Source organism: Sulfitobacter sp. (genome assembly GCF_036961165.1).
In the GTDB taxonomy this organism is placed as follows: Bacteria; Pseudomonadota; Alphaproteobacteria; order Rhodobacterales; family Rhodobacteraceae; genus Sulfitobacter.
The window spans coordinates 1-13957 of record NZ_JBALVJ010000079.1 but is presented as its reverse complement, the minus strand read 5'-3'; the positions used below and the strand labels follow the sequence as shown (position 1 = coordinate 13957).

Sequence of the window (13957 nt, the reverse complement as noted above, 5' to 3'; positions counted from 1 at the left end):
TGCATCTTAGCCAAGCCGCAAAACTGTCCTAAAAAGCAGGACCACTTCAGTCTGCCTCAAGGATCTGATCAATAATCCCCATATACGCATCCAGCTTGGGTCGACGGATCACTTTATCGCGTCGATATCCTGGCGGGATCGAAAATCTCAGCATCTTCTCAACCGTGCGGCGGTTGATCCCGAAAATACGCGCCGCTTCCCGACGGCTCATGCCATCAACAAGAACAGCGTGACGAACCCGCCCATACAAATCCACGTGCTTCAATCCCGCCCTCCGCCAAAACGAAGAGCTTAACAGGACAGACCAATCAGCCCATCTGCAACAAGACAATCTCGCCGCTCACGTGGTGCAGTATTCCACCGGCGTTCTCATGCTTTGGTTTAGGCGATTGGTCCTGCAGTCCAGCCTCACCACGCTGCAGTTACCGATCATACCAGCGGTAGAATTTGGTGCGGGGGATACCCAGTGTGGCCAACGTCAGGCGTGCCGACAGGTGGCTCTCTTCCACAAGCCGCATGATCTCAAGTTTCTCAGATGCGGGGTATCTCATTCTTGGTCGCCCCCATCGCCTGTCATGCTTTTTTTGAGCAGGCGGAGCTCGAGTGTTTGTTCCGCCACCACTTCCTTCAGATCACGGGCCTCGCGCCGTAGATCCTTCACCTCATCGGTCGTGGCAGCACGCGCCGTATCGCCCGCAAGACGCCGCTTACAGGCCTCCATGAAGTCCTTCGGCCATTTGTAATAGATGCCTTGGGAGATGCCCTCACGCCGGCACAGCTCCGCGATGCTGTCCTCACCACGAAGGCCGTCCAGCACGATCCTGATTTTCTCTTCCGACGAATAATGTTTGCGGGTCGCCCGTTTGATATCTTTGACGATCTTCTCGCCAGCGCTTTTGCGTGTTCCAGTTGTTTGTCTCATCTTCCACTCCTCAGTGGTTACGATGAGCCAACAACACTCTCTTATCAAATTACCCTATTTGGACCCATAGGCGCTGACGTCAGACATATGTGCTTCCCTACATTTTGCGCCTGGGTCTATCCACCGAAGCCCGTTCGTCCGCTTCCAGACGAGCCAAAGCCGCCACGCGAGCTTGCAGTAGCGCGTGTCATGGGTGTTTTCCCAACCGTTGCTACAGGTCGGGTGAACTGCGAAGTGTTGAGCTTAGCCGAGCCAGTATTGCTCGAAAAAGTGCTGGAGCGCGTCGCGTTGGTAAAGCGGCCGTCCGAAGATTTATAGAGCGGTTGGGCCGCCGACATTCCGGCCCGACCACCCAGCATATTCCCGATCAGGTAGCCGGCCAGAAGCGGCATGAAGATGCTCCCTGATCCACCTTGCGTGGCGGTTGCTTCGGTACCGCAGGCGCCTTCGCCGTGCTGCTCTTCGCATACTTCGAGGGCGTCATACCGGGGCGCAGCCTCTACATGCAGAGTCTGCGCCTGTGCAAAGGAGGTCTCACAGTCCTGAGCCGTGAAGATCCCGCCGCGTGATGCGTCGTCCAGACAACTTTGGAGATTAGGGTAAGCAGCAGCGTCCACCTGTTCTTCGCGGCAACCCGCAAGGGTAAAGGCTGCTGCTCCTACAATCGCGATGGCGACACGGTTCGAGCGTTTGATCATAGCAATCGTTCTTTCTGCCGACGTGGCGTTAAATAGTGCGGTTCATCCTGCAACATAGTGCGGTTTGAACCGGGACAAATCCTGCGTGATGCGGGACCGATCTTCCCGGATGCCAATTCCCGCACAAGTCTGCCCAACGATCCAGGCACCGATCACGGGACGAAACCCATCAAACTGAGGCAGGGGCGCATAGGCCTGAATAATGCGAGGATGCTCTGCATAATCGGAACTCTTCGACTGCTCGATCACGGTGCCGGACTTTAGTATCGAGACCGATGCGCCTTCACGTGACAGGATCGGCTTGCGCACATGGCCAGCGCCAAGCTGCGCTTCGGAGCGCCCAAAAGCCGCAGCGACCGCTTCACAAGGCGCACCGCGACCAGCCATGGCATCCGCGACGTCCGCCTCAAAGAATGCGGGCAACAAGTTCGGATGACCCTCGAACATATTCCACAACACCGGCAAAAGTCCCTTGTTGGACAACAGAGCCTTCCACGCAGGCTCAAGGAACAGACACCCTGATCCGGCGATGTGGTCAGCATATTCATCGCGCAACAAGTCTTCCCATGGATAGAGTTTGAACAGAACCGCGATACGGCGGTCTTCATCGTCCAGAAACTGGCCGTCGTCGCTGAGCGCAATCTTCTCGAGATCGCAGTAATGCGCCCCCAGCCCAGCTTCGCGCACAGCCCAGCCCAAGGCTTCGACTGTTCCATAATCTTCAGGGTTACCGGCAACAGCGGTGAAGTGCAGGTCGCTATTTTGTTCGAAAACTTCGCCAAATCTCGTGACCAGTGCCTCGTGTATCCCGTTGAACTGGTCCGTACCTTCGGGAAGAACGCCTGCGGCCAGTTGATCTTCCAGCCACTGCCACTGAAAGGCCGCGCTTTCGTAAAGCGAGGTCGGCGTATCGGCGTTGTATTCCAAGAGTTTGGCGGGCTCTTGGCCGTCATAGGCAAAATCAAACCGCCCATAGATTTCCTGATCGCCCCGCCTCCAGCTCTCAGCGACAAGATCGCGATGGGCTTCGGGAATCGCAAGCTGCTCCATCAGGCTTTCGCTCGCAATGATATGGGCGACGGCCTCGCGGCACATGGCGTGAAGCGCGGTCGCAGGGTCCTCCAGCCCGTTCTCAATCTGATCGATCGAAAAAGCATAGGCCGAGGATTCGTCCCAATAAGGTTCGCCATGCATGTCGGCAAAATTAAAGCCGACGTCCTTAGCTTGAGCCCGCCAGTGAGGCCGTTCGGGCAAAGTGATCTTTTGCATATGTCGCTCCCCAGTGTTCTGAAAGCGTTTAGTCGGTTTCGATTTCAGCCACCAGACATGGTTTTTGTGGAGACCAAAAATTCGACCACTTCTGGCGGCAAGCTGACCGCACCAGCGCAAAAATATGAAAGCGAAATTAATATTTCAAAGATCATTAGATGGAAGAACGGACAATCAGGCTCGGAACTGCGTCGAGGGTTCGAAATCCGTTCAATGTGTCTTCCGGAGTGATCGGTCCTTAGCGGACGTTGCCCGAGGAGCCCATCGCTGCGGTGCAGCTTCTCGGAAGCGGACAAAGCCAAATCTGACGGCGATGCTGCCAGTAGCTACCTTCTGAGAACTGGATATATATTGAACGGCCCTTTATTTGTTCAACAAACCGCTTTTTGAACGATCAATGTAATACCGCGAAAGCCCGTTTGACTGGAACACGGCCTTCTGCCGCTTTCTTTCGGTTATTGCCTACTGCTACGGTTCATTCAGAAACGTACTTGTCTTGGCGTTTCTATGTCACACGCAGTTTTCTCCAGCGAATCGTGACGCCTTCCGCCCACTGCGCCCGAAGCTCATCCTTCCAATGAACCAAGGTCAATCATAACCTGACTTTCAGTTTGGACCAGTCAAGTGGGACTGCTCAATGTCAGTTGTTGCCTATGATAGAAAACCGATTGAAAGTGATCTTCAGCTCGCTTCATGACATGAGCTGCACAATTCGTTGCCAGGCCGGGCTGGGGTTGGCAGCATTTCACAAAAAAACGGGCACTGTGTTCACACAATGCCCGTCGTTCAATTTCGTTGTCCAAAGCAAACAGATTACTGGGTCACACCCAGTACATTGAAGCTACCCGTCTGGGTAAAGTTGGTTAGGTTTGCGGTTCCGACCTGAACAACCGCAACCTGGTTTGCATCGCCACCTGTGATCGAGCCGATGATCGTGTTGTTGCGACCTGTCTGGCTGAACGCAAAGGCGTTGCCGTTGGATTCAATTATGGTGTCACCGACGCTTAGCTTGATGTCGTTGCCGCGACCGTTCTGGAACATGTCACCCGCGTTCAGAGTACCCGAAACTGTCGCCGCATCACCCGCAAAGCCAAGACCAGTATTATTATCATCGCCAAAAACTGTGGCCGTGATGATATTGGCCGTGTTGCCGCCGAACCCAAAATTGAAGGTCTGATTAATATTGATAGTGTTTCGATCGCCTTCGCCACCGGCTGCACCGTTAATGGTCAAGATGGCTGTGTTCCTGCGGACCTGATTAACGGTAACATCGTTGCGATCACCGCCAATGGTGACTGACGCATTACCGTCTCTGCCTGCCTGATCAATGTCGACAACGTTGCGGTCACCTTCGTTCATCGACCCGTCGATTGCGACTGTTGCCACGTTGTTGGCCAAGAAACCCGACTGGTTCAGTGAAACATCGTTCAGATCGCCAATAATACCGATTGTACCCTGGTTGCCACCAGCCTGATCGACAGTAACAGTGTTCTCGCCACCTTCATTCCGGCTTTGACGATCACCAGTGTTGCCGCTGATTAAGATAGACAGTGTATTGCCGGATGTCTGACCAACAGAAACGACGTTGTCGTCCCCACTGATGCCAGCAGTGGCTGTGTTTGTGGAAAACCCAAAGTTCGACTGAAGGATGCTGATGTCGTTATCATCACCTTCACGACGGCCATCAATGGTAACAGAGGCAACGTTACTGCCCGTCTGCGTCACATCCACATCAGAGCGGTCACCGAAGATGTCGACATCAGATGTGTTCGAACCGATCTGTGTGACATCGACTGCGTTATCGTCGCCCTGAAAAAAGCGGCCATCAATCGCAACTGTCGAGTTGTTGGCGCCGAAGAGGCCCAGCTGATTTACGGCTACATTGTTGCCGTCACCATAAGCCAGATTTGCGGAACCGTTGCCTGAGCTGGCTTGGTTGGTCGTCAGCGCATTGCTATCACCCCAAACATCGTCCGTCGCAATGTTGTCGTTGTTGAACTGGATGATCGCAGATGTATTGTCATTGCCCAAAACATCAGATCCGGCTGCATTACCATTGCCACCCGCACCAAAAATTGGATCGGCAGATTGCAGAACAGATGTGATATTGTCATCGCCGTCCTGCGCGACAGCTGCTTCATTCCCGTCACCAAAGGAGTCAACGTCGGCGATGTTGTTGTCACCATACTGTGCCGAGCCGAACAGGTTGCGGTTGCCAATTGCATCATAGGTCAAAGCGTTGTTGTTGCCGACTTGCTCAGCAGATCCTTGGTCCGCCCAGACAAAATCAATCGCTGGGCTGAACTCGCCACTTTGCAGATCGATGTTGCCTGCACCGTTGTCATCACCGATCTGATTCACAGTCATTGCATTGGCCGTGCCGTCCTGAAGCAAACCCAACGTTCTGTTGGTCGGTATTGCGCCCAGGATGTTACGGGCGCCTGTCTGTGTGACGTCCATAGTGTTCGTTGCATCTGATGCAGAGGTGTTGCGCTGCCTGGTGTTGCGGATAAAGTTCTGGTCGCCGCCTTCTTGGGTGGCATTCAGAACGTTCTGCTGGGTTGTGGCTGCGGTTTCGCCGCGTTGCGTCACCCGACGAATGGTATTCTCGTTGGATGTTTGACTGATGGTCGCCGTGTTGGCGTCACCCAACTGACGCAAGCCGTTGCGAGCCTGTGCAATGCTATTTGCGTTGCCCGTCTGTGAAACCGTCAGGGTATTGTCGTTGCCCTCTTGCAGCATAACCCGAACCGAAGGGTTGCCGGTGCCGGAAAGGCCAGCCACGTTGTTATCGCCAGACTGCGTCAGGTCGGTGTCGTTGCGATCACCGTTCTGGATCAGCGATCCGTCATTCAGGTCGCCACTTTGGATAATCAGAGCTGAGTTCAAATCACCGCCCTGTGAGAGGCGGGCATCATTCTCGTCCGCCAATACTGCTGTAGCTGCCAAAATAGCCAGCGTGGATGCGGTTGCAAAATGTTGAATTCTCATTGGTCCAATCCCGTTAAAATATCGTAGCGTTTAGTTTAATTTTGATAGATACCAGCTGTGTTACCGTTACCTGACTGGATCAATTTGGCGATGTTACTTACACCGTTTTGAACCAGGCTGGACTGGTTGGAGTTTCCAGTAATGACAGCCGTCAAAAAGTTATTCGTTCCATTCTGTAGCGCTGCAAACTGGTTGTCGCTACCAGCCACGGTATGGGTCATGTCGTTGCCAGCGCCGCGCTGTGTAAAGTTCCCTGCAGTCAAACCGCCCAAAGCCGCAACACCACTCAGAGAGCCGCCCGTATTGTTCCGGTCGCTTGTGATTGTGAGACTAAAGGTATTGCTGCCCAATTGCTCGAGGCTGGCAAAGTTGTCGTCACCAATCAACGAAAATATCGCGTCGTTTACGCCACCAAGCGCTGAGAGATAATCTTGGCTGCTGCGCCAAGTGTTTCCGTCTCCCTCGATGCGGGCTGTTAGCATGTTTGTTCCCTGCTGGAAGGCATAGATACGGTTGTCGTCGCTTGCGCCGATCAGGCTGACATCGGCCACGTTGGTCACGATCTGGTCGATACCAATTTCATTGGAATCGCCCTCGATCACGGCCATCTGGATGTTGTTTTCGGCTCCGTCTTGGCGCAGACCAAGCTGGTTGGCGTTGCCATTCACCAGCAAGCGGCCCATGTCGTTCATACGTCCACCCTGACGCAGGCCAAAGCGGTTGTCGTCGCCAATGATTTCCAGCACAACTTTGTTGCCATAGATGCCCAAGTCGACAGTCCCATCTCCTTCTTGAACGATCGAGCTGTCAGCCAAAAGTGGCTCGCCCGCAAAACCTGACAATCCGATGCGGCCATTGTTGTTGCCCAGGATGTTGAATTGGATGTCGTTCTCGCCGTCACGGCCCACTGCATTTGAGCGCTGTTCGACACGGTCGATGAAGTTATCAGACCCGGTCATGGTGATCTGCGCGGTCTGGCCTTCTTCGCCAGCATCCTGGATTTGGGTGACTGAGTTGACCCGGTTGCGGTCGCCCGTCTGTTGCGTAACCGAAAGGGTATTGGCACCGTTAGTTACAGCCCCCTGAGAGTTTTGCACGACGCTACCGATGGCGCTGCTATTTGAATTCTGAATAATCACAATGCGATTGAAAATGTTGGTTGTATTCCGTCTACCAAATTGGAACAGGCCAGGGCTGGACAGGCCGACTGTATTCTCCAAACCAGTTTGCGATATCGAAAGCGCATTAAAAATTCCGTCTTGAACCATTTTTACCAATTCGGATCCGGCAAGGTTGACCTGCCCAGATTGGGTAATAATCGCGGAGTTATCACGCCCGATCTGATCTATCACGACATCGTTGTCACGATTGCTTTGCGCATGGCCCACGTTTGCGGACATGACACCCAAAGCGATAACACTCAGAAGTAGATGTGATCGAAGAGACATAATGGTTCTCTGACATAAAAAGTAAAATCCGGGCGGCAAAAGCCGCCCGGACATACGTTACAACCTTACTGGGAGATACCAGCGTTGTTGTTGTTACCATTCTGTGTGTAAACGGCCATGTTGCTTGCACCGACCTGAACAACCGCTGACATGTTAAAGTCGCCAGAAACCGTTGCTACGATCACATTGCTTGTCCCGTCTTGGACCATGCCGAATGCATTGGAGTTGCCAGTTACGTTAGCTGTCAACATGTTCAGATCACCGAACTGCTTGGCCATGCCCCCTGCGAAGGATACAGAATCGATCGACGCTGTCAGGGAGTCCCCAGACAGACCGCTCCCAACACCGTTCAGGTCGCCCGTCACGTTGACCGTTGCATTGTTCTGGTCGCCGTCCTGATAAACACCGAACTCGTTGTCGTTGCCATTTGCAGAAACGCTTGCAACGTTGCTGGTTTGCAGCTGAACAACACCAATGTTGTTGTCCGCGCCACCGATTGTCGCGATAGTCACCATGTTATCGGAGCCGTTCTGGTAAACACCCAACTCATTGCTCGCGCCTGTGATCTCAAGCGTGCCGACTGTGTTACGCAGACCCAACTGTGTCACACCGAATTGGTTGCCATCACCGCTAATGATCAGGGAAGCAGAGTTTGCGCCGTGTTCGGTGCCTGTATAATCTTTGCCCTGGATCAAGGAGCTTGTTGTCGCGCCTGATGCAGCAGCCAGACCGGTCAGAGAGCCGTTGCCGTTGTTGTTACCGGAGATGTCCACGTCCAATTCGTTCACAGCCTCAAACCCTTTGGTAAACTGCGATGTGGTTTCGATCGTGCTGTCCGCCCCCGACATGGAGATCGTTGCAACGTTGCCGTTTTCTGCGCCGCCATTGTTGGAACCACGTACCTGAGAAGCATATCCCACGCGGTTGCCGTTACCGTCCGATTGCGTGATCGTCAGAGTGTTTCCTGTCTGCACGGGTGACATGTTGCGTGTGAACTGGTTGACCGAACCCACAACGTTGTTGTTTGAGCTTTGCGTAATCGTGGCCGTGTTACCGATGAATCTTTGTGCTTTTTGGTCAAGGCCATTGCCCTCGAGGCCAATCGCATTGCCGTCGCCACTTTGCAGAATGGTCAGCGCGTTACCGGTGCTTGTATTTTCCGAGATCTGCGACATTGCTTTCCCGGCAGAACCGGCATCGTTGTTCGAGCCAGACTGCTGAACAAGTGCGGTGTTACCCACATTTTGGGCTGACTGGGTCAAATAGGCCTCATTGCCGTCAGCGAAAGCCGTTGACATTGAAAGTGTCAGCGCTGTTGTGGCGGTGAGTGCCAGTTTTGAATAGTTCATTATTTTGGTCTCCATAAATTTGATACGGCTCATACAGCGTCGAGCAATCACAACTCACAGTTCTTCCGAAATTTACTTTCCTGCGGGGGGGGTGAGCACATTGGAGCGTTGCCAAAGTCTGGCTAGCTTAATGCACCACTCGGGTACCTAGAAAATTAAACGTTCAAAATGTCTGATCGTTGTACTTCTCTTAACAAGGGGTAAACATACACGTAAAGCAAAACCGTAATTTTGCCTCTATTTCGCCGCTTTTATCTATTCTCTGAAACAATACCGTCCTTATTTTGGTAATTGTGTTTTCGAATTAGCATCGATTTCTACTATACCGAGTATTTGGTTAAGAATCGGATCTCACGACTGTTATGGTTGCCGCAAAGCAACAGTTTGGAATACCTCACTTTATTACCTTCGTGAACTAACCGTGAGATGATATGCAGCCCTCTTGAAGTACAGGCGGTTTTTTCAGTAACGATTAATATAATAAAAGTGTTTAGCTCTCCGTCAGATACCCATTAAGAGGTATCAGAATTATGAGGAACGAGATGAAAATTTCAGGTCTAACGCGCCGTTATGGTGCTGCAATAGCAATTACAGTCCTAAGCACACAAAACGTCGTGGCGCAGGACCTTGTATACACACCGATAAACCCCTCCTTTGGCGGTAACGCCTTAAATTCGGGGCATCTCCTCTCTATTGCCAGCGCACAACGCGACGCAACAGCCAGAGACGCAAACGATGGCAGTGAATTTGGCGGCGGGGGTGGTGTCACTGACACAGGCTCTACGGATGCCGACCTCTTTATCCGCCAGCTTGAGGGTCGACTTCTGTCAGCTCTCGCCGGTCAGGTAACCGAGGCGATTTTTGGCGACACCCCGCAGGATGGTGGACTGGTCACGTTCGGTACGACAACCGTGCAGTTTGACCGAAGCGTCGATAGTATAACCCTTCTTATTTCAGATGCGTTGGACGGGACTGTAACAGAAATTATTGTGCCCCAGCTGGTCACAAACTGAGATCAGCGCAGTCAACTGCCAATTAACAAATATTAGGAACGAGTATATGGGCCAAAACCGCATAATTAGATGGCTTGCCATCACTTGCACCGCACTTGGACTTGGTGCCTGCACTACAATGACCGATCTTACGAATGGCCAGTATCAGGCACAATTCAGCCAGATCACACCGCAAAACCGCGCGCTCCGTGAAACACCCGCTCCGACCCAAAGGATCACTGTGTCGGTCTATGACTTCCCCGATCTGACGGGCCAGTACAAAGAGCCAACCAACGTGCAATCGCTCTCGCGGGCCGTAACACAAGGTGGCGCACCAATGCTGATCAAAGCACTGCAGGACGCCGGCGAGCGTCGGTGGTTCTCTGTTTTAGACCGATCCAACCTCGAGTCCCTCATTCGCGAGCGCCAGATAGCAACAGAAATGCGCCGGATCTACCTGAACGAGCAAAACGTCGATCCGAACGCTTTGGCGCCGCTGGACCATTCCGGGATCATCCTACAGGGTGGGATCATCGGTTATGATAGCAACACGATGACAGGCGGCTTCGGTGCGCGCTATCTCGGCATTGGGGGGGATCGCAAATGGAAGCTGGATATGGTCACCGTTTCGCTGCGCGCGATTTCGACCAATTCGGGCGAAGTGCTGGCCAGCGTGGTTGTGCGCAAGCCCATCGCGTCTGTGTCTGATCGCGGCTCGATCTTCCGTTATGTCGCGCTGGACGAACTACTCGAAGCAGAAGCCGGTGTTGCAACCAATGAACCAAAGCAAATTGCCGTCGAGCAAGCCATCGAAAAGGCTGTGATGGCGTTGATCGCAGAAGGCACTGAGCTTGGTATCTGGTCATTTAAGAGCAAGCAATCCGGTGCTAATTTCATCGCAAACTACCGCACTCAGAAGTATCAAGGGGACATCCCTTCAACCGCGAGAGAGGTCCGCAGCCCCAGCACATCAAATCCCGCGCGCACCGTGAAAACAACGCCTATCCTGCGCGCGCGCGCAGTAGTACGTCAGCTGACAGAGCGCCGCGTGACCCAGCAACCACAGCGCAGCATCGCGCCAGCACCCTCCCCTGCCCTGCCACCCGCGGGTGCACAGCACGGTGAAGCTGTCGGTTAAAAGCTGTAAGAAAATTTGAAACTGAAAAACGCAGCATCCGCTGCGTTTTTTTTGAAGCAATCTGCGTGATACCGCCGCCGCATAACAAACTATGACCTTAAACGTATCTCAATAGCGCCTTGTTTATAGAGCAACCTGACGTTGCATCAGTAATCAAAGAGGCCAGTATGTTTCATTCAAACTCTACCCGTCTACCCCTGATCATCGCAATTGCTATGGCCGCGCATACCGCCAGTGCAGAGAATTTGGCCCCACTGAACACGCTCGAAATCATCGGACTTTCAGGGAATGAAGTGACAGCCTTCCAAACGCCGCAATCGGGCAACATTGTGCAAATTTCACTGTCGGGCGCTGGCAATGGCGCACCGACCGGCAACCATATCGCCGATCCAACCTGGTTCGGCACCCTTACTCCCGGAAACATTTCCCAAAAAGGGACCCTTCAAACCATCGTCCTTGCGGTTTCGGGGAACGGCAACCTCTTTGCGATTTCACAAACAGGAAGCAGAAACAGTGCCCTTGGCCAGGTCAGTGGAACATTGAATAGTGCTGTCATTCAGCAGTCGGGCACCGCAAACCGAGCAAATTTCGTTCAATTGGGCTCAGGCAATTCACTTTCGGTATTGCAAAAGATGTGATAGATTTTTTTAAATTTCTGTCGAAAGATTTATCATGATTAATTGTACAAACCTCACTGCAGGCGTCATTTTGTCTATCTGCCTCATTTCAGGTCAGGCCATTGCCGAGGGAAACCGTCTATTTATTACGCAAGATAGCAGTTTGAACTTGGGATTGGGCAACACTCTTTTTGTGGACCAGTCCCTTGCAAGCGATTCTATCGTCAGTGGTGCGTTGAATGCAGAAACAGCGGCGACGCAAGTCGGTGGTGGCAATTTCGCGAATGTTGAGGTGACCAGCTCAGGTGCTCAAGTGGCGCTAAATCAAGTCAATACTGGCGTTGGGGCCGGCAACTCTGCCAATGTGGATCTAAGTGGCTTGCTAGCGACAGGAACCCTCAATCAGATTGGTTATGGCAATATTGGCAGCATCGACGTGTCTGGAGTGCGATCAAACGCATTGCTTCAACAGGTCGGAGACCGAAATAACGGTACCGTCAACGTAAGTGGCACCGGATCCACAGGCGAACTTGTACAAGAGGGTAACGACAACACCACAAGTTTGTCGGTCGTAGGGTCCAACACTACTGTCGTTTTCACACAGGAAGGGAACAACATCATTTCCGCCGGGCCAACCGTTACGAGCAATAACGGCGGTACCGTAATTATCAACCGCTCGAACTGATCGACGTGCGCAGCGTAATCTCATCCGTGCTTTTAGGTGCCGTGATGGCTGGGCCTTCTTTCGCGCAGGACGCTATTTTGGCAATTCCCGAAATAGAAATCACACCGCAAGCCGGGTCTCTGATTATCACTGGCCGCGTGAAAGGTATTGCAGAGGGGACCGTTACCGCGACCCTTAGCATTGCTAAATCCGATAAAAACGGTAATGCGAACACCCAACAAAGTACTCAGGTGACCGTCATGGCAGGAAGCCAGAATGTCATCGCATCGACAAATTTGTCCGTTCATCCCGAAGCCAGCGTTGTTGTGGTGTTGAAAATTATGGATGGCGATACTTTGATAAGCACCACACAGACATCGCTCGGTGGCGCCAATTAGTAGACACCCTTATGAGGCTTTCTTTGATGACATTTTTTTCACGCACTATTTTGAATATAGCTGCATCCATTTTCATTGCAGGTTCTGCCTCTGCGCAATCAGAAAGCGACTTTATAGCTGCGTTCTCAGGAGATTGGTACGTCTTCGACTCTTCCGTGCGTACTGGACAGGATATCTGTGGACTTAATCTCTCTGGCAAAAAAGCTGGCGAAAACCAGCTTCTCACTACCAAGGGCTGCACAGCACCGCTTAGTGAGGCAAACCAGTGGGCTATCAGCGAAGGCCGTATCATCATTTCCAAAGACGCCACGCAGATGGCTGTTTTGGGCGGAAGTCAATTCCGGGTGACCGGCGACATGGCAAATTCCAAAAAGAGCATAGTCATTGAGCGTGCGCAAGGTGACGGAAACAGCGCAAAAATCGCAGCAGCCCTGCGCAAACATACATGCTATTTTTTGGGCTTCACCCAGAAATGCGCTGTAGCTGAGGACCTGAAAGTGCCGGAAACTTCAGGTGAGACAAAAGAGAATGAGATTGAAGTACTCGTTACCCTGATCGCCCGCGCGCAACCCCGCCGTGATGCATCTGCCGTAGGCAACATTGCCCAAGGCACCACTGTAAAGATCAACCAGTGTTTGACCGCATCCGATGGCCCATGGTGCAGTGCAGTCATAGGCGAAACAATCATCTGGCTCGGAATGACAGCTGTTCGGCTGAACGAATGGCCGATCTTAACGTTCCGCGCCTTGTAACCTGCCGAGCGCTTCGAGGCATCGTCCCAAATCTGCTCGCGTTGGAAAGGTATTCGGGCCGGGCGCGACTTTGCCTTTCAGACTTCGTCGACCACGATCAAAGGGTTGGCCAGTCGTTTCGCCAGCACGACGTCTAAGGGACGCCCTGCCTAAGCGGTGCCCCAACCGCGTTCGACACCAACCAGCGCAATACCGGCGCCTCCCTTCGTCGCATCGACGGGCCGGCATAGGGAATGTCCAGCGCGGCAGCCAGTGACCGCGCCCAGACGCTCTTACCGATGCCTGGCGGGCCATTCAGGATCACCGGACGGATCAAGACAGGCTCCCCTCCGCTGTGCAGAGCGGCGCAGGGAATGCCACGCATATTCTGTGGCCCGCCCCACCCAGAGCATGTCGTCGTGCAACTGAGCGGCGATTTCGTCAGCCCAGCTCTGGCTTTTGGCCAAGATGACCCGCATCCCGTTCAGGCAAGGCTCCAGACGGCTGTATTCCTCGCGCTTCAAATGCGAGACACCGGCTGCTGCGACACGGGCCTTTGCCAACTTGTTTGCTCGCGCCGTGATGCGCCGGGCATCCAGAAACGTCAGTTCGACGCCATCGGACAATTCTTCGCCGAAGATCTCGAGGTCTTTGACATCGAATTCAACCGACCTCTCATCATCACCGATGTTCTGAAGTGGTCCTGCTTTTTAGGACAGTTTTGCGGCTTGGCTAAGATG

14 protein-coding genes and 1 pseudogene are annotated in these 13957 nt (G+C 53.0%); 7 read left to right on the top strand and 8 right to left on the bottom strand.

Features of this window, described 5'->3' with window-relative positions:
• Positions 1-46 precede the first annotated feature (46 nt).
• The 7 genes and pseudogenes from V7730_RS19510 to V7730_RS19480 form a co-directional block, all read right to left on the bottom strand.
• Positions 47-256, bottom strand: coding sequence for a helix-turn-helix domain-containing protein (locus tag V7730_RS19510; RefSeq protein WP_443070254.1), 210 nt, complete (start codon positions 254-256; stop codon positions 47-49).
• 172 nt (positions 257-428) lie between these two features.
• A pseudogene (locus V7730_RS19505) lies at positions 429-922 on the bottom strand (transposase); the annotation flags it as partial.
• 116 nt (positions 923-1038) lie between these two features.
• Entirely contained in the window at positions 1039-1620 is a 582-nt protein-coding gene (locus tag V7730_RS19500; protein ID WP_335749248.1) for a DUF1190 domain-containing protein, read from the bottom strand.
• Positions 1621-1662: 42 nt separating this feature from the next.
• Positions 1663-2889, bottom strand: a complete 1227-nt coding sequence (locus tag V7730_RS19495) for a glutathionylspermidine synthase family protein (RefSeq protein WP_335749247.1) — start codon at positions 2887-2889, stop codon at positions 1663-1665.
• Between the two features lie 813 nt (positions 2890-3702).
• Positions 3703-5880: a beta strand repeat-containing protein gene (locus V7730_RS19490; protein ID WP_335749246.1), complete on the bottom strand. Its 2178-nt coding sequence runs from the start codon at positions 5878-5880 to the stop codon at positions 3703-3705.
• Between the two features lie 35 nt (positions 5881-5915).
• Positions 5916-7328: a hypothetical protein gene (locus tag V7730_RS19485; protein WP_335749245.1), complete on the bottom strand. Its 1413-nt coding sequence runs from the start codon at positions 7326-7328 to the stop codon at positions 5916-5918.
• Positions 7329-7393: 65 nt separating this feature from the next.
• Positions 7394-8677 carry a hypothetical protein gene (locus tag V7730_RS19480; protein WP_335749244.1) on the bottom strand — a complete coding sequence of 428 codons (1284 nt, stop codon included), beginning with the start codon at positions 8675-8677 and terminating at the stop codon, positions 7394-7396.
• Positions 8678-9219: 542 nt separating this feature from the next.
• Between V7730_RS19480 and V7730_RS19475 the strand changes: the two genes are divergently transcribed.
• From V7730_RS19475 to V7730_RS19450, 6 genes are all read left to right on the top strand, one after another.
• Positions 9220-9690: a curli assembly protein CsgF gene (locus V7730_RS19475; protein ID WP_335749243.1), complete on the top strand. Its 471-nt coding sequence runs from the start codon at positions 9220-9222 to the stop codon at positions 9688-9690.
• Between the two features lie 118 nt (positions 9691-9808).
• Positions 9809-10807, top strand: a complete 999-nt coding sequence (locus V7730_RS19470) for a CsgG/HfaB family protein (RefSeq protein ID WP_335749242.1) — start codon at positions 9809-9811, stop codon at positions 10805-10807.
• A gap of 167 nt (positions 10808-10974) precedes the next feature.
• Positions 10975-11445: a hypothetical protein gene (locus tag V7730_RS19465; RefSeq protein WP_335749241.1), complete on the top strand. Its 471-nt coding sequence runs from the start codon at positions 10975-10977 to the stop codon at positions 11443-11445.
• 34 nt (positions 11446-11479) lie between these two features.
• Positions 11480-12109 carry a hypothetical protein gene (locus tag V7730_RS19460; protein WP_335749240.1) on the top strand — a complete coding sequence of 210 codons (630 nt, stop codon included), beginning with the start codon at positions 11480-11482 and terminating at the stop codon, positions 12107-12109.
• A 44-nt stretch (positions 12110-12153) separates the two neighbouring features.
• The gene (gene csgH / locus V7730_RS19455) at positions 12154-12486 is read left to right on the top strand and encodes a curli-like amyloid fiber formation chaperone CsgH (RefSeq protein ID WP_335749239.1); all 333 of its coding nucleotides are present in this window, start codon (positions 12154-12156) and stop codon (positions 12484-12486) included.
• Between the two features lie 23 nt (positions 12487-12509).
• Positions 12510-13238 carry a hypothetical protein gene (locus V7730_RS19450; protein WP_335749238.1) on the top strand — a complete coding sequence of 243 codons (729 nt, stop codon included), beginning with the start codon at positions 12510-12512 and terminating at the stop codon, positions 13236-13238.
• A 133-nt stretch (positions 13239-13371) separates the two neighbouring features.
• Here the strand turns inward: V7730_RS19450 and V7730_RS19445 are convergent, their stop codons facing one another.
• Positions 13372-13602: a hypothetical protein gene (locus V7730_RS19445; protein ID WP_335749237.1), complete on the bottom strand. Its 231-nt coding sequence runs from the start codon at positions 13600-13602 to the stop codon at positions 13372-13374.
• Between the two features lie 34 nt (positions 13603-13636).
• On the opposite strand from V7730_RS19445, the gene V7730_RS19440 reads away from it, so the two are divergent.
• The coding region (locus V7730_RS19440; protein ID WP_335749236.1) for a hypothetical protein at positions 13637-13957 on the top strand (321 nt) is incomplete at its 3' end.

What these genes read in the sequence shown, in the direction of transcription:
- V7730_RS19500 (WP_335749248.1), bottom strand. Translation starts at nt 1,620, where the DNA reads ATGATCAAACGCTCGAACCGTGTCGCCATCGCGATTGTAGGAGCAGCA.
- V7730_RS19495 (WP_335749247.1), bottom strand. Translation starts at nt 2,889, where the DNA reads ATGCAAAAGATCACTTTGCCCGAACGGCCTCACTGGCGGGCTCAAGCT.
- V7730_RS19490 (WP_335749246.1), bottom strand. Translation starts at nt 5,880, where the DNA reads ATGAGAATTCAACATTTTGCAACCGCATCCACGCTGGCTATTTTGGCA.
- V7730_RS19485 (WP_335749245.1), bottom strand. Translation starts at nt 7,328, where the DNA reads ATGTCTCTTCGATCACATCTACTTCTGAGTGTTATCGCTTTGGGTGTC.
- V7730_RS19480 (WP_335749244.1), bottom strand. Translation starts at nt 8,677, where the DNA reads ATGAACTATTCAAAACTGGCACTCACCGCCACAACAGCGCTGACACTT.
- V7730_RS19475 (WP_335749243.1), top strand. Translation starts at nt 9,220, where the DNA reads ATGAAAATTTCAGGTCTAACGCGCCGTTATGGTGCTGCAATAGCAATT.
- V7730_RS19470 (WP_335749242.1), top strand. Translation starts at nt 9,809, where the DNA reads ATGACCGATCTTACGAATGGCCAGTATCAGGCACAATTCAGCCAGATC.
- V7730_RS19465 (WP_335749241.1), top strand. Translation starts at nt 10,975, where the DNA reads ATGTTTCATTCAAACTCTACCCGTCTACCCCTGATCATCGCAATTGCT.
- V7730_RS19460 (WP_335749240.1), top strand. Translation starts at nt 11,480, where the DNA reads ATGATTAATTGTACAAACCTCACTGCAGGCGTCATTTTGTCTATCTGC.
- csgH (WP_335749239.1), top strand. Translation starts at nt 12,154, where the DNA reads ATGGCTGGGCCTTCTTTCGCGCAGGACGCTATTTTGGCAATTCCCGAA.
- V7730_RS19445 (WP_335749237.1), bottom strand. Translation starts at nt 13,602, where the DNA reads ATGCGTGGCATTCCCTGCGCCGCTCTGCACAGCGGAGGGGAGCCTGTC.